At 54.0% G+C, this 14,499-nt stretch carries 14 protein-coding genes and 2 pseudogenes; 9 read left to right on the plus strand and 7 right to left on the minus strand.

Annotation, left to right across the window (positions count from 1 at the left end):
- The 4 genes and pseudogenes from ATO67_RS19745 to ATO67_RS23575 all read left to right on the plus strand — a co-directional run.
- On the plus strand, nt 1-2,041 hold a 2,041-nt coding region (locus tag ATO67_RS19745), incomplete at its 5' end, for a methyl-accepting chemotaxis protein (RefSeq protein ID WP_245304041.1).
- Complete coding sequence (locus tag ATO67_RS19750) at nt 2,041-2,523, plus strand: chemotaxis protein CheW (protein WP_067653170.1); 483 nt, start codon at nt 2,041-2,043, stop codon at nt 2,521-2,523. The genes ATO67_RS19745 and ATO67_RS19750, both read left to right, overlap by 1 nt.
- A 171-nt stretch (nt 2,524-2,694) precedes the next feature.
- Nucleotides 2,695-3,801 carry a Fic family protein gene (locus ATO67_RS19755; protein WP_067653172.1) on the plus strand — a complete coding sequence of 369 codons (1,107 nt, stop codon included), beginning with the start codon at nt 2,695-2,697 and terminating at the stop codon, nt 3,799-3,801.
- Nucleotides 3,802-4,063: 262 nt separating this feature from the next.
- Nucleotides 4,064-4,231 (plus strand): annotated as a pseudogene (locus ATO67_RS23575) (IS3 family transposase); the annotation flags it as partial.
- Nucleotides 4,232-4,407: 176 nt separating this feature from the next.
- Here ATO67_RS23575 and ATO67_RS19765 read toward each other — a convergent pair.
- The 5 genes from ATO67_RS19765 to ATO67_RS19785 all read right to left on the minus strand — a co-directional run bounded on the left by ATO67_RS19765 (nt 4,408) and on the right by ATO67_RS19785 (nt 7,987).
- Nucleotides 4,408-4,806 (minus strand): hypothetical protein, encoded by a 399-nt coding sequence (locus tag ATO67_RS19765; protein ID WP_067653174.1) that lies wholly within the window; start codon nt 4,804-4,806, stop codon nt 4,408-4,410.
- A gap of 59 nt (nt 4,807-4,865) precedes the next feature.
- Nucleotides 4,866-5,516, minus strand: coding sequence for an ABC transporter permease (locus ATO67_RS19770; protein ID WP_082760351.1), 651 nt, complete (start codon nt 5,514-5,516; stop codon nt 4,866-4,868).
- A 50-nt stretch (nt 5,517-5,566) separates the two neighbouring features.
- A complete protein-coding gene (locus ATO67_RS19775; RefSeq protein ID WP_067653176.1) occupies nt 5,567-6,265 on the minus strand; it encodes an RES family NAD+ phosphorylase in 699 nt (232 codons plus the stop codon).
- The gene (locus ATO67_RS19780; RefSeq protein WP_067653179.1) at nt 6,259-6,672 is read right to left on the minus strand and encodes an MbcA/ParS/Xre antitoxin family protein; all 414 of its coding nucleotides are present in this window, start codon (nt 6,670-6,672) and stop codon (nt 6,259-6,261) included. The genes ATO67_RS19775 and ATO67_RS19780 overlap by 7 nt, the downstream gene beginning before the upstream one ends.
- A gap of 592 nt (nt 6,673-7,264) precedes the next feature.
- On the minus strand, nt 7,265-7,987 hold the full coding sequence (locus ATO67_RS19785; RefSeq protein WP_067653180.1) for an SDR family oxidoreductase: 723 nt from the start codon (nt 7,985-7,987) through the stop codon (nt 7,265-7,267).
- Between the two features lie 128 nt (nt 7,988-8,115).
- Between ATO67_RS19785 and ATO67_RS19790 the strand changes: the two genes are divergently transcribed.
- Nucleotides 8,116-9,036: a LysR family transcriptional regulator gene (locus tag ATO67_RS19790; RefSeq protein ID WP_067653182.1), complete on the plus strand. Its 921-nt coding sequence runs from the start codon at nt 8,116-8,118 to the stop codon at nt 9,034-9,036.
- Nucleotides 9,033-10,193: an AAA family ATPase gene (locus ATO67_RS19795; RefSeq protein ID WP_067653184.1), complete on the plus strand. Its 1,161-nt coding sequence runs from the start codon at nt 9,033-9,035 to the stop codon at nt 10,191-10,193. The genes ATO67_RS19790 and ATO67_RS19795 overlap by 4 nt, the downstream gene beginning before the upstream one ends.
- A 436-nt stretch (nt 10,194-10,629) precedes the next feature.
- Here the strand turns inward: ATO67_RS19795 and ATO67_RS19800 are convergent, their stop codons facing one another.
- Nucleotides 10,630-11,241 (minus strand): TetR/AcrR family transcriptional regulator, encoded by a 612-nt coding sequence (locus ATO67_RS19800; RefSeq protein WP_067653187.1) that lies wholly within the window; start codon nt 11,239-11,241, stop codon nt 10,630-10,632.
- A gap of 148 nt (nt 11,242-11,389) precedes the next feature.
- On the opposite strand from ATO67_RS19800, the gene ATO67_RS19805 reads away from it, so the two are divergent.
- On the plus strand, nt 11,390-11,656 hold the full coding sequence (locus ATO67_RS19805; RefSeq protein WP_067653189.1) for a hypothetical protein: 267 nt from the start codon (nt 11,390-11,392) through the stop codon (nt 11,654-11,656).
- A 257-nt stretch (nt 11,657-11,913) separates the two neighbouring features.
- Nucleotides 11,914-12,179: pseudogene (locus ATO67_RS22980) on the plus strand (DUF4172 domain-containing protein); the annotation flags it as partial.
- A 276-nt stretch (nt 12,180-12,455) separates the two neighbouring features.
- Here the strand turns inward: ATO67_RS22980 and ATO67_RS19815 are convergent.
- Nucleotides 12,456-13,289, minus strand: a complete 834-nt coding sequence (locus tag ATO67_RS19815) for a helix-turn-helix domain-containing protein (protein ID WP_067653382.1) — start codon at nt 13,287-13,289, stop codon at nt 12,456-12,458.
- 281 nt (nt 13,290-13,570) lie between these two features.
- Here ATO67_RS19815 and ATO67_RS19820 point away from each other — a divergent pair, with 281 nt between their 5' ends.
- Nucleotides 13,571-14,476: a helix-turn-helix transcriptional regulator gene (locus ATO67_RS19820; RefSeq protein ID WP_245304042.1), complete on the plus strand. Its 906-nt coding sequence runs from the start codon at nt 13,571-13,573 to the stop codon at nt 14,474-14,476.
- The last annotated feature ends 23 nt before the right edge of the window (nt 14,477-14,499 follow it).

Raw genomic sequence — 14,499 nt, forward strand, 5'->3', positions numbered from 1 at the left:
AGACATGGCGGCGCAGAGAAAGACTGCGTCAGCTCTTGTGGTAGCTCTGGCGGGGCAGCCTGACACAGCACGGTTGATAGAGGCAAATGGGCGCGAAGAAATCCTGTCGCGCTATATAGCATCTCTAACATCGATAACCACCGATGGTGGCATCCAGCTTATTACATTCATCAACGCCAATGGTGAAGCCGTTGCGCGCATTCACGCGCCCGATAAATTTGGCGACGACATGAAAGGTCGCCGCAAAACGGTTGTACAGGCTCTGTCGACCGGAAAGCTCGTTGCCGGAATTGAGCCCGGCCGCACGGCTGTCAGCATGTTTGCTTCCGCCCCGGTTATTCGTGACGGAAAAGTCATCGGTGCCGTAGATGCCGGAACGGCACTGGCAAATGACTACTTTAACTCAGTCGCAGAACGTATCGGCGGCGAGATCGCTGTCCAAATTATGATGGATGGAAAGTTCGTGAAGCAGGCCTCAACATCAGAGGCCTCGTTGCTGTCCGAAGAAGGCATGAAGACAGCATTCGCGGGGCAGCGTGTACAGGAAGAGCTATCTGTGGGCGACAGTGAATATGTCGTGGCGGCACTTCCTTTTACGAATTTCTCCGGCGAAACCATTGGCGTTCTTGAGATTGCATCTGATGTGACGTCGGTTGCCCATGCGGCGCGAGACGCCCTTTGGACAACCGTTATCGGCACGGCAATCGTCTCCCTGCTTTCGCTGCTGGGCTTCTTCCTTTTTGCAAAATCGCTGGCAGGCGCGATTGGCCGCATCACTGGCACTATGGGACAACTGGCTGACGGCAATCTCGACGCCGCAGTAGAAGGCGAAACCCGAACCGACGAAGTGGGCGCCATGGCGCGTGCGGTGAAGGTCTTCAAGGACAATGCACTGAGGACGCGCGAACTGGAACGAGATGCGGACCAGCAGCATAGCCTGACCGAAGACCAGCGTCAGCGTAGCGCCGAACAAGAACGGTTACGCTCCGAAGCGATGTCCCAGGCCACGGGTGGTCTTGCGGAAGGTCTGAGACAGCTCGCCGCCGGAAATCTCACCGTCAAGCTCGACCAACCTTTCGCTGGCGATTTTGAGAGTTTGCGAACTGACTTCAACAGGGCAGTCGAACAGCTTCGCAGTACGCTGACCGCTGTGGCGACTGCAACTAACGGCATTGATAGTGGCTCGCGGGAGGTAAGCCAGAGCGCCAACGATCTGGCAAAAAGGACGGAGCAGCAAGCAGCGGCTCTTGAGGAGACAGCTGCGGCTTTGGATGAGATCACCGTTAACGTTACAAACTCTTCAAAGCGCGCCGATGAAGCTCGCAAGACTGCCGTACAGGCTAATGAAAGCGCTGCCCAATCAGGTCGCGTGGTGGCGAACGCCGTCGATGCGATGCAGAAGATCGAGCAGTCTTCAAACCAGATCTCCAATATCATTGGCGTTATCGATGAGATTGCATTTCAGACCAACCTTCTGGCGTTAAACGCGGGCGTGGAAGCTGCACGGGCCGGGGACGCCGGGAGAGGGTTCGCCGTCGTCGCGCAGGAAGTCCGGGAATTGGCTCAGCGTTCTGCGAAAGCGGCCAAGGAGATCAAGGACCTTATCCGAAATTCGTCGATCGAGGTGCAGAATGGCGTCAAGCTGGTGAGCGACACCGGTGAGGTGCTGAAGACGATTGAAGCCTACATCGTTACGGTGAACCAGCACATGGATTCCATTGCAACATCTGCGAAGGAACAGTCCATTGGTCTTGCCGAGGTCAACACAGCCGTCAATCAAATGGATCAGGTGACGCAGCAAAACGCCGCGATGGTTGAAGAAACAAGTGCCGCCGGCGCGACGCTTGCCAACGAGAGCGGGCGGTTGCGCGAGCTGATCTCGCAATTTCAGCTCGGAGGAGCACTCCATAACACAGCATCGGTAATGGCGGCCGGGCCTGCACATTGTTCGGTCGCATCGCCGGCAAAACGACTGTCAGGGAAGGTCGCGTTGGCCTTTTCCGGCAACGCCGCCCTCAAGGAAAGCTGGGAGGAGTTTTGATGAACGTTTCCAATCGTTCCACAAGCAGCACCAGCGATATGCTCGAGATTATTGCTTTCCGGCTCCACGACCAAGAATTTTGCGTCCGTACAACGACCATTCGTGAAATTCGCGGATGGTCACCGGCTACACCCATCCCACATGCACCGTCCGATGTAATCGGCGTGATGAATCTTCGGGGAACGGTCATTCCCATCATCGACCTAGCTACCAGGCTTGGCATGAAAAGCACTGAGCCTAACGAGCGTAGCGCGATCGTTGTTGCCGAGGTGCACGGGAGGGCGATGGGGTTAGTCGTTGATCGTGTCTCTGACATTCTGACGATCGCCGCCAACCTGCTTCAGCCAGTCCCCGAGATCAGCATGTCCAGCGGCATGCGCTATGCCGAGGGTATCATTGCCCAACCGGGCGGAATGATATGCTTTCTTGCTCTTGAGGGCATGTTCGAGAAAACTGAAACAACGGCGATGCTCGCCGCTTAAGGGTCGTGTTCAATATTCTTTTGCATAGACCGAACAGCCGGCCGATCGGGTATCTGTCGATCGCCGCTGCAGGAATGGAGAGCTGCAGAGTGTGGTGCTGAGCGATAGACGGGCTTGCAATAGCTCATTTATAGCGTTAATTATGAGTTATAGATAGGGATGCTATAACTCATGAAATGGAACTGGCAAAACACTGATTGGCCAAACTTCAGGTACGACACCGCAAGCCTGGTACCGTTGGAGCAGAAATTCTTGCAGTCCGCCGGCGAGGTTATCGGTGCTGTCCGGCATTTCAACGATGACGACAGCAACCAACTTCGCATTGAGTTGCTGAGCGACGAAGCGGTCAAGACCTCAGAGATTGAGGGGGAATTTCTGGACCGCGTGAGTGTCCAGTCATCACTCCGCCGCCAGTTCGGGCTAAACACTGATGATAGACAGATCCGCCCCCAAGAGCGGGGGATCGCCGAGATGATGGCGGATGTCTATCGAAGCTGGCATAGGCCGCTGGACCATGAGGGACTGTTCCATTGGCATTCAATGCTGATGGCCGGAAACCGATATATTGAAACGGTTGGTGCTTACCGCACGCATGAAGACGCCATGCAGATCGTATCAGGTCGATTGGACAAACCCACTATCCACTTCGAGGCTCCCCCATCTCGTCAGGTTGCCGCTGAGATGGAGACCTTCATCACATGGTTCAATCAATCCGGGCCAGATGGTCAAACGTCGCTTCAAGCTTTGGCACGCGCCGCAGTAGGACACCTTTACTTTGAAAGCATACATCCATTTGAGGATGGCAACGGCCGAATTGGACGCGCGCTCGCCGAGAAATCCCTGGCGCAAAACATAGGGCAGCCAAGCCTCATTTCACTCGCCTTCACAATCGAGAAGCGCCGGAAGGCCTATTACTCAGAGCTTGAGCGGCACCAGCGCACGCTTGATATCACCGACTGGGTCATTTTCTTTTCAGAGACTATCCTGGATGCTCAACGAGCGACGCTTGAGCGCGTAGATTTCTTCATCCAGAAAGCAAAGTTCTATGATCGTTTTCGGGACAAGCTGAATGAGCGGCAAGAAAAGGTAGTCTCGCGTATCTTCAAGGAAGGCACGGCTGGCTTCAAGGGAGGTCTAAGTGCCGAGAACTATATCTCGATCACAGATACATCCCGCGCTACAGCAACACGCGACCTTCAGCAGCTCGTGGAGATCGGTGCACTGACGCGTAGGGGTGAACGTCGGCATACCCGGTACTCGCTTTTATTGCTGAAATAAATTGCTGTAGTCGAGTTAGGTTGGAACTTGAAACCGATGATAAACAATGTGTCGACGGTTCGAATGCGTCCAGGCGTTTGCCCCGTCCACCTACTCTGACGCCAGCGCCAAGTGGCTGGACGTGGACCGCTTGTCGGTCCGCGCTCGCGCCGACATAGGCATGAAGATCGAGATACGTCGTGTGTTCCATGAGAACTTCCAGGTTTATTGCGTTCGAGAGGTCTGGTGGCAATTGCAGCGGGGGGGCTTCTACAGGGCCTAGGTCATCCGTTGGCGAAGACCATGGCGAAACTTCAAAGCCGTTGAATTCGCCACTCTCGAATGGGACTGGCTCAACAACCGCCGTCTTCTGGAGTGCATCGGAAACATTCCACCAGCCGAAGACAAGGAGCGATACTACGTCGTGATGGACGTGCCATCCATGGCAGCATATCTGAGGCTGGTCGCGCCCGTGGCAAGATTGTTCTCACCCCAGCAGACTAGCTCCGCCAATCTTTAGGCCTTTCCTTCCGCTGATCACGGTTTATGACAAAATAGAAAGCGAACGCCGGTAACATCGGCTGGGTGGCTCTCAATCAATCAGACTTCAACATGCTTGCGCCGCTGTCAGATGGATTCATCGAACAATTCTGCCTCAGTTTGAGAAGTGAAGGTGAATGTGACCCGTTCACTGTCATCTTCCTGACGGATGCCCACTGCAGTCACAATCAACCGAGCGATCTCATCCCGTGCGTCACTGCCTGATCGAGACGAGTTCACCGTTTTCTCGATCGCTTGTGCGAAGACTTCGCTGATTACACCAAGACGCATATTGTGTTTCATGATGATATCGCGATCCTCAATGATCGCTGCCTGTTCAGCTTTCGGGAGTCCGGCGTTGTCCATTGCTGTTATCGTGGCATTCGTCGCGAGCTTGATTGGACCCTCGTTAAGCCAGCGCTCAACCATCTGATGGAATTGGTGCGTACGCGCTGCGGGGATTATTTTCTGTACAGTTATCGACATCTGCGTTCCTTTGTCAGCTTCGATGCATGCTTATAGACGTCCGCAACGAAAGGGACCGGCTACAGCGAAACATTAACAACTTGCTCGAGCACGGTGTATGAGGTCGAGCGGAAAGCTTCAATGCATTTGTGTTGCATGCCAGCTCCGCCGAGGAGGGTAGCCGTTGCGCTCGAGGTACGTATTGCAAGCAGCCAGCCCGCAAGACCGGCGATGGCACCAGTCATAACGAAGGCGAGGATAAGGTTGCGGGTGACGCGGATACCGGCCCGGAACGTCGCCGTTTCATTGCCGCCGATCATCACGAGATGCCGCCCGAGCGGCGTTTTCGACATGAGAACCGAAAATACGACGAAGCAGGCAATCGCGATCCAGCCGGAAAGCGGAATGCCGAGGAAGCGTTCTATTGCGAACACCCGGATGGAGGGGTGCGAGATCCTGCGCGGACCTGCCGCCGGAAACGGCCAGCACGATACCGCGCACCCATATGAAAGAGGCGAGCGTGATGATGAGGCGCTCGTCTTCAGCTTGACGACGAGGACACCGTTGAGAAATCCGATCAGCGCCCCAATGGCACAGGCAATCAGCAGGGAGACCGGAACCATCAGCCACTCCGGCGATAGCTTGATGCCAAGCCCGATGCCAGCCGAGCAAAAAAGGATACCGACGGCCATGGCAGACAGAGCTGCCACCGACTTCACGGATAGGTCCATATGACCCACAAAACACGATTTTGGGCATTTCTGGTTGTTTCGAAGCTAGGTTAAATGACAGCGAGCACGGTTCCGCTATCATATTGGCGAACAAAATCCACCCTTGAACCATCCCAGTGGTAGCAATAGTGCCGCCCTTGAACGGGTACCGGCGCCGTGTCCGGCCAGAAGAGACCAATGCACTGATAACTCGGCATACGTACGCTATCCCACACGAGTCCGTTGCTGCCATCGTCCCTCAGTGCTTTGCCTTCGATCTGCGAAGGACCGTAGTCGGTCGCGTCAAGGACGTCAGGTACTGCATTTACGTTATCAAGGGTTGTGTCTATGCTCCCTATCAGGACACGGAAGTCTGAAGTCCAGCCTGGACTTTCGGATGTTGCAGCCATGAATTTCTGGTGATGATGGACTGTCTCGGCTACTGCAACTTCTTCGCTGCTTCCCGCGTAATAGATGCCGTAACTACCATCCGTAAAGCGGCCGGGTCTTGCAGGTGAGCAATGGACGAATGGAGCCATCAACAGGCTAGCACCAGGCCCTGACACCCGTCTGTGTGCGGGAACTTTACCGAGGTCCCCCACTTCCAATCGAATGCGTGGGTTGGATTTCGCTTCGACCGAAACCAGAGCCTCCCAGTCACGTGGATCGGCAATGTCCTCAAACAAATCAATCGGCGGGTAGATTGACCGAATTATTCGATAAGTCTGCGGCCATTGAACCGAAGTCGGTACCGCAAAACCACTCACCATGCGCCGCGCTCTGCATCGAGCCACTCTCTTATAGCTGCAAGGTCGGAGAGTTCGCCGCGAAGCATGAAGTCAAGTGCTGACGCACCACCAAACGCAGAATTGGGTGCCTTGACCCAGGCATATCCCCGCGCGGGTTCTTTAAAAAGATGACGCAGCCCCTTATGGATACCCATCAGATGAGCCATGCGCATTTTGAGATCTCTGTCGATGCGGCCAAGGTTTCCCTCTTTCCATCGCGCCCAGGTGCGTGCGGACAGGCCACCCAGCAGCGTACTGGCTTGGGCGTCCGAGATATTCCATTGTCGGAAAAGATTGACGGTCGTGCGGGCCAATGCCCCTGCTTCAGCATCAGAAATTTCAGTTGAATTTGTACTTGCAGGTGTGATTGTAATCCGCTCTAGCAACATGCTTCATGCCCTCTGATTTGGCATAAAATACCATATATTTGCCAAATGGCAAGTCGCCTATAGCGCAGCAATCTGCGCTGTCTCAGATCATTTTTGCCAGGGGTATCTTGAATTGAAAAACTCCGACGTGCTCAACATCATTTGGTAAGAGGTTTACAATGGGCTTGAGAGCTTGAATGACTATTATAGAGCGTCGCTCCCTTCGCTTGGAAGCCACCTCTGTTAAATCCATGTCCCGTGGCAGACGTCGCCAGCGCCATGTGCTGGTGCAAATGCTGCACATCATCCAGTAGGGTTTTTATGGCTTTGCGCTCATCACCATCGTGCTATGCGATAATGCGCTCGACCGGGTCAGCCTGCGGCATTTCGAATTGCGGTGGCACGTTATTCAATCTCCATCTTTTAGATTCATTGCCCTGGTTCTCCAGACTGGACGCAGCCTGCATTGATTTGGTTCTTTTTTTGTTCCGCTTTGCGGATGAGTCAAAGCAACTCTTGGATTTGATTGAACGCTAGAAAATTATGCTACTGCTGAGTCTAGGGGAGGGGGAATGTGACCCGCGCAAGTTAGTGCGAGTTAGCGACCGCACAGTTACCATGGCGCTTGGCTTCTTTCGAAAAAGAACCCGCCCGATGGTCCGGAGGCATCTTGGCACGCCAGCCAGACAATTGTATCAGCGGCCTGTTCGACTGTTCGATATCCGGTGTGGTTGTTGAAGTCCGTCTTCGTGTAGCCAGGATCGGCGGCATTGACCTTGATCCCATCCTTCGCGAGGTCCTTGGACAAAGACAGGGTGATAGCATTCAGCGCCGTCTTGGAACTGTTATACGCAAGAATGTTCACAGCGTGGTAGGGGTGTGTGGGATCAGAAAGCCATGTCAGCGATCCAAGACCGCTGCTGACCATGATGACATTGGCTTGGCCGGACGCACGAAGCATAGGCAAAAACGCCTGCGTCGTTCGGATCGGGCCGAAAACGTTGGTCTGGTACACAGTTTCGATTTCAGTGATTTCCTGTGCGCCCGGAGCGGCATAACTTCCTGGTATACCAGCGTTGTTAATTAACACGTCAAGCTTCCCATCGGTGGCGGACACGGTTGCCGCTGCGTTCTTGACGCTATCGTTATCCCCTACATCGATGGCGATCACTCGCACATTAACACCCTCTGAGGAAAGCTTTTGGGCCGCACTTGCACCCCGCTCGGCGTCTCGGCTCCCAAGCCAGACGCGATAACCGAGCCGGCCAAGCTGCCGGGCTGTCTCGTAGCCGATGCTCTTGTTAGAGCCCGTAATCAACACAGACTTAACCGTCATGTGATTTCTCCTGGTTTGAATATGGTTGAAGGTTTTGACTTTCAACAATCCGCCTGCAGCCGATGCAGTCAAATCTAGCATTGAGGGATTGTTTGATAAGATACCTGAAACCGGCTAGTCTGATCGCCATGGCGAACAGCGATCAACTTCCTATGGACGATCTGTCCATCTTTCTTTCGGTGTGCGAGACGGGTGGTTTTCGTAAAACCGCTAAGCGACTTGGGTTGTCGCCATCGACGGTCAGCGAGAAGGTTGCTTTGTTGGAAACCCGGTTGGGGGCTCCTCTCCTCATAAGAACCACACGGAGCGTCAGTCTGACGGACGTAGGGCGGACGCTTGCGGAACGTCTGTCGCCGCTTATGCGCGAAACGCGAGCGGCACTGCAGGATGCCATGAGCTCTCAGGACGAGGTGAGGGGTCAACTCAAGCTAAATGTCACCGGGGCCGTCATGGTCGATATACTGCCTCCACTCATTGATCGTTTCCTGATCCGTTTTCCAGATGTACGAATTGAGATTGTGGTGGAGGACAGACTTGTCGACATCACGGCTGCGGGATGTGACGCTGGTATCCGCTACGGTGAGCATCTGGCGCAGGATATGATCGCTGTTCCCATCGGCCCGAAGTTTCAGCGTCTGGCGCTCGCAGCATCGCCGGGTTATCTCGATACGCAGGGTACACCCTCGCATCCCAGCGATCTTTTGGCCCACGATTGCATCCGGCTCCGGTTCTCAAGCGGTGCGCTCACGGCCTGGGAATTGGAGTGCGGCGACCAGTCACTGACCGTCGATCCTCCAGGTCGTGTCATCATCGGTGTCGATGCGGCACCTGCTGCGATTGAACTGGCGCGCGGTGGACATGGAATCATCTGTACTTTTAAGAATTGGCTTGATCCCGCGTTGAAGACCGGCGATCTCCAGCCAGTCTTGCAGCATTGGTGGAGCACGTTCGATGGTCCACGGCTATACTTCTCAAGCAGGCTCATGTCGGCACCCCTGAGAGCGTTCGTTGATCTGGTGGGAGAAGAGAGATTTAAGGGTAGCGCATGATCTTGACTATCGCCATTTCGGGTTATCGGTCCCTTCGTAACCTCGTCCTGCCGCTTGAAAAACTTACCGTCGTGACCGGCGGGAACGGGGCAGGAAAGTCGAGTTTCTATCGGGCGCTACGACTTCTGGCAGATGTCGCGCAGGGACGGGCTATCGCATCATTGGCGGCAGAGGGTGGCCTGCAATCAACGATATGGGCTGGACCGGAGGCTTTTTCGCGTAGCATGAAGGACGGCACGGTTCCCGTGCAGGGGACGGTGCGGAAACATCCGGTCGCACTCAAGCTTGGATTTGCATCAGATGATTACGGTTACGCGATTGATCTGGGATTGCCTGTGGCTCCACCCCAACCGAGCTATTTTGCGCTTGATCCCGTCATCAAGGCAGAAGCGGTGTGGGCAGGTGAAGCGTTCAGCCGCCGAAATGTGTTCGCAGAACGTGCAGGGCCAGTCGTGACCGCACTTTCCGAAAACGGTCAACGTCAGGTGCTGCTGCATGATCTCGCACCATTCGAAAGCATGATGACGCAGTCCGCTGACCCCAAGAACTTACCTGAACTTCTGTATTTGCGTGCCCAAATGAGTGGCTGGCGTTTTTACGATCACTTTCGAACAGATCCCTCTTCGCCTGTGCGACAGATGCAGATTGGAACTCGAACATTGGCCCTGTCATCAGACGGCGCCGATCTGGCAGCAGCCATCGCGACGATCCGGGAAATTGGCGATGCGGCGGGCTTTGATGCCGCTATCGAAGATGCTTTTCCAGGCAGCACAATCGAGATCAAGACGGAGCAAGGGCGCTTCGAACTGCTGATGCGCCAGAAGGGCTTGCTGCGGCCGCTTTCGACGGCAGAACTCTCCGATGGCACTTTGCGTTATCTGCTCTTGGTGGCAGCTCTCACCACGCCGCGCCCTCCCTCCCTGATGGTGCTTAACGAGCCTGAAACCAGTCTGCATCCCAGCCTCCTTGCGCCCCTGTGCCGTTTGATCATCCGGGCGTGTGACCGGTCTCAACTCCTCGTCGTGTCCCATGCGGAGGAGTTGGTTTCGCAACTTGACGCCGAAGGAAAGGCATTGATGGTGAGGCTCTCCAAGGTACTTGGCGAAACGGTGGCTGAAGGGATTGACGAACCTGCATGGAATTGGCCTGCACGATAAGCACTTCCCAACACTGATTTGGTAACTTCTTGCGCAAACATGGGTGATTTGCCGTTCCTCCCATATTCGAAGGTGCAACCTGCGGCGGGATGAAGACGGTGACGACGGCAGAATAGTTCGACAAGTGTTCGTTTTCTTATGAATTTGATCCATTTTTTTTCGCCGTAATCCACTTGCACCGGATAAAATTATTGTCGGACAATTCACTTCACCGAATGTGGTGGACTGACGCGATTTGGAAAATCGGGTTAAATCCTGCTGAACTCAACAGTGCAAATGAACAGGTCGTAAGTTCGGCTCCCATCAAGACCTTCAGCTTGAAATGATAACAACATACGACGTATGGGGCGAGGTCTCATTTGATGAGTATTCAGGTGGTCGATCAGAATGCCAGCTTCGCGCTCTTAGTATCACTTCCTCCGTGCTCCAGCAGGATTCAGGAAGGAGCCTGTGCATATAGACCGAAGGAGACCATGGCCGCTTCACACGCACGCGTAAACCGCATAGACGGACCTTCTTTGCCCGCTGCAAGTTTGCTGACGCGCGCTCCCTCCAACAGCATGGATAGCGTGTCAGCTAAAAGCTCTGGATCGCTAACACCTGTGGAACGGCAAAGATCGGCAAGCCGGGAATGCTGTTCCATCTTCAATGTTTCTATGATCGCATGCGCCGGGTGGCCTTGCTCTTTCAACTCCACCGCAGCATTGGCCAAATCACATCCATAAGGTTCGCTGGAAAGACATTGGGCGCGTGCTTTTACCCAGGCTGTAAGCTGAGCTCTTGGGTCGCCTGGGTTATCCGTTTCGAGATCTTCCCAGGCTTTCTCGAGCGTTCGAGAACTGTGCTTGAGCGCTTCACAGACGAGATCGTCCTTAGACCCAAAATGTCGATATAACGTCATCTTGTTGGTCGAGGCGGCTTCCGCGATGGCATCAACACCTATGCCGCGTATCCCGTGTTCGCGAAACAGTTGACAGGCCGTTGACACGATCCGGTCACGAGGTGCGATTTTCTCCTCGGGAGCGCGATCAGATTTCTCGGGTTTCATGAGTTTTAATTTTTATCCTGAAGCAGTGTTGACATAGGTGTGACCGGTCGGTAACTATTCGAATGTTACTTACTGGTAACACCTCAGCCAGGGCCCGTCAAGTAATCGCCCGCTTTCAGGAATTAGGAATTATCGAAAGGAGACTGCGATGAAACATACGACGGACGAGATGACGCTCGCTGAAATTTTGGGGGATCCTTTGATCCATGCAGTCATGCACGCCGATGGCATTGCACTGAACGATTTTAAAGACATGATGTATTCAGCAGCTAGATCTTTGAAGACGCGAGATGGCACAGCACTTAGTGGAACATTCCGAACGACCGGCCTTGCAGCGTCGTCCAAACGTACACTCGTGGCCACCATGCGGCCTTTGTTTACAGGTTCCTTTGAGCCGTGCTCCGCGACTAGGTGATTCTAGGTGCAGCCCGCATCGGTAACCCATACGTCGAGAATACAGTCGTGATTGTTGAGTTCAGCTAGATTTGCGCCACTGCGCCATCTTCTACTGCACAACCTCGTTGCTTCTACGGTGTTCGCTGAAAAGATCTTAACGCCTTGTGGAAGGATGCCCCCGGGATGAGAAAGCGGGCCGGGTTGGCGCGGTAATGAACAACTACGGGAATGATGGGCCGGAAACAGCTTATCAATTCCGGCCGATCGTCCCAGCCTTACCACTCCGAGCTTGAGCGGCACCAGAGCACGCTGAATATCACCGACTGGATCATTTTCTTTTCAGAAACTATCCTGGATGCTCAACGGGTGACGCTTGAGCGCATAGATTTCTTCATTCAGAAAGCAAAATTCTATGATCGTTTCGACGCCAGTTGAACGAGCGGCAGGAAAAGGTAGTCGCGCGCATCTTCAAGGAAGGCACGGCAGGATTCAAGGGGGGGGGGCTAAGTGCCGAAAACTACATCTCGATCACAACGTCGGCATACCCGGTATTCGCTTCATTTCAGAAATAAGTTGCTGCTAGTCTAATGAACTCCACCAGCGTCATTATCTAGGTGAAGGCTTATTCGATTCCGCTCAAAAGCTTTGACACCACGAATGTTCGCATCGTCTTCGGCCAGAGAATCTTCGATGGTTCTCGAGGAAATCTATTACATTGTAGAGATTGCTCAACCGGTTGATTGCTTGGGGTTGTGCGAGCTTGAAACATGGAAATTCCACCGATGAACTAACCGGCCGAAACGTTGTCGGAGACTAGGTCATACGTTCCGTCGCCAAGTCCCAGGAGTTGTCCCGACCACGGTAGAAAAAACGCGTGTGAAGTGGCTCTGATCTGCGAATCCGCAAGCCACTGCGATCTCTGCGAGAGGTGCATTGGACGCTCTGATCAATTGCCGGGCGCGATCGATGCGTTGGTTAAGGAGCCATTGATAGGGCGTCATCCCTGTGGATTCACGGAAAGCACGGATGAAATAACCCCGTGACAGGTTGCAGGCTTCCGCCACGTCAGCAATTGAGACTTCACCTTCAAGATGTTCAAGCAGGATGGATTTGGCCATTTGTTCGTGTGCGCGTGAGAGCAGCGGTGTTCGTGTAACAGCCGGTACTGGTCGCCCGCCGTAACGCTGAACCAGATAGGTGCCGATAGCCGTTGTCATCTGGTCAACGAACAACGCATTTGCCTCTTCTGGACGCTGAAGCGCGGGAAGCAGGGCGCGGGCTAGGTTGGCAAGGACGATGTCTTTGGATGCCGTTTCCGTCGTCAGCAGGGTTACGCCACTCACATCCGCATCTTCCGCTATCTTTGCAAGCGATGAGGGCGAAATCTGAAACAGCATGAAATCGAAAGGCGTGCTGAGATCGGCTTTGTAATTGTCGGAGAGGTCGCGGATGTAGATCGCGTTCTCGGAAAAATCATGGCTGATCGCATGATTTGCGTGAAAGATCCTCCGCTCGTGACCGGCGAGTAACGACACCCCGACGACGAACCCCTGATCACTGGCCGATGTCTTCACCTGATCAAGCGCGGTGGACTTTGTCGCCTTCCGGAAAATGTCTATGTTCGAGGATGACAGGCTTTGGTTGATCGACAGTTGCGTCAACGTACAGCCGAACTTGTCGGAGGGTTTGCCGTGGACGGGGAGGCCTTTATCGTCTGAACCGGCACTCATGAAACCCACCTCTCTTTTGATTGCAGCAACGGTGCTCTTTGACCGAATCGAAATGTGTTCCCGCACTGCAATCAGTTTACGGACTGTAACCACTCTACGAGAATGCTTTTATACAAGATAGCGTGACAAATTATGTGTAGAAAACTGCGATAGTTGATCCGCAATCAGGCCTGCAACGTAGTTTATGTAACAACGATACGAATGTGAGTGAATGGTTGGCAGTCAGTGAAAAAATTGCAGCGAGCTTTGGTGTAAAAGCGGCAAGGGCATTGGTCATCAGGCCGTTACGGGATGCCCAGCTCACCGTCGTGCATCTTCAGCAATGTTATGAGCATGGCAACAGCCGCGTCATTCTAGAGCCTGATAACGCATTCCTCGTCATGCTCTATCTTGAGGATGCCCAGCATTCCGATATTGGGTTGGACAAGCGGATAGAACCGATCAAGATCTATCCTAAGGCCTCCATCTGTCTTGTCAGTCTGAAACAGGGTGCGGCGATTTCCATCAATGGCCGGCTGGATGTTCTCGCCTTCCACGTTCCGTTTTCGCATCTTGCCGAACTGACCGAGGAAGCAGGCGAGCCTCGGATCGATGATTTCCTGACCTGTCGCGGTTTGCATGACCAAGTGATCCGCAATATGGGCGCAGCGCTTATGCCCATGTTTGACATGCCGGATGAGGTAAGGGATACGCTCGTTCCCCACATCGGTCTCGCCTTTATCGCGCATCTTGCCCATAAGTATGGTCGGTCTCCTGCCCAACATCTTTCGGCTTCCGGGCAGTTCACCTCCATGCAGGAAAAGCGGATCAAGACCTACATAAACACCAATCTTTCCCGCGACATCGGCCTTGAGGATATCTCCACTGCCAGCGGCTTTTCGGTGGAAGAGCTGTCCTCCGGCTTTGAAGAGACGACAGGACAGTCCATTAGCGAGTGGCTATTGGCGAGCCGGATTGCCAGGGCAAAGGCCTACCTTACCAAGACCGGCGAGAGTATCGATCAGGTTGCGGATGCCTGTGGCTTCAGCGAGCAAGCGACCTTCATTGAAAATTTCACGCATTCCGTGGGTGTCACACCGGACGAATGGCGCTCGCGCAATCGTCACTAGGCTGATGATGCCGACGACAGTTG

It is taken from the genome of Agrobacterium bohemicum (genome assembly GCF_001562555.1).
Taxonomy (GTDB): domain Bacteria; phylum Pseudomonadota; class Alphaproteobacteria; order Rhizobiales; family Rhizobiaceae; genus Agrobacterium; species Agrobacterium bohemicum.

Bases quoted from the DNA above. Each gene is read 5' to 3' on its own strand.
- ATO67_RS19805 (WP_067653189.1), top strand. From the start codon at position 11,390: ATGAAACATACGACGGACGAGATGACGCTCGCTGAAATTTTGGGGGAT.
- ATO67_RS19765 (WP_067653174.1), bottom strand. From the start codon at position 4,806: ATGTCGATAACTGTACAGAAAATAATCCCCGCAGCGCGTACGCACCAA.
- ATO67_RS19770 (WP_082760351.1), bottom strand. From the start codon at position 5,516: ATGGACCTATCCGTGAAGTCGGTGGCAGCTCTGTCTGCCATGGCCGTC.
- ATO67_RS19795 (WP_067653184.1), top strand. From the start codon at position 9,033: ATGATCTTGACTATCGCCATTTCGGGTTATCGGTCCCTTCGTAACCTC.
- ATO67_RS19785 (WP_067653180.1), bottom strand. From the start codon at position 7,987: ATGACGGTTAAGTCTGTGTTGATTACGGGCTCTAACAAGAGCATCGGC.
- ATO67_RS19780 (WP_067653179.1), bottom strand. From the start codon at position 6,672: ATGTTGCTAGAGCGGATTACAATCACACCTGCAAGTACAAATTCAACT.
- ATO67_RS19775 (WP_067653176.1), bottom strand. From the start codon at position 6,265: ATGGTGAGTGGTTTTGCGGTACCGACTTCGGTTCAATGGCCGCAGACT.
- ATO67_RS19750 (WP_067653170.1), top strand. From the start codon at position 2,041: ATGAACGTTTCCAATCGTTCCACAAGCAGCACCAGCGATATGCTCGAG.
- ATO67_RS19755 (WP_067653172.1), top strand. From the start codon at position 2,695: ATGAAATGGAACTGGCAAAACACTGATTGGCCAAACTTCAGGTACGAC.
- ATO67_RS19800 (WP_067653187.1), bottom strand. From the start codon at position 11,241: ATGAAACCCGAGAAATCTGATCGCGCTCCCGAGGAGAAAATCGCACCT.
- ATO67_RS19790 (WP_067653182.1), top strand. From the start codon at position 8,116: ATGGCGAACAGCGATCAACTTCCTATGGACGATCTGTCCATCTTTCTT.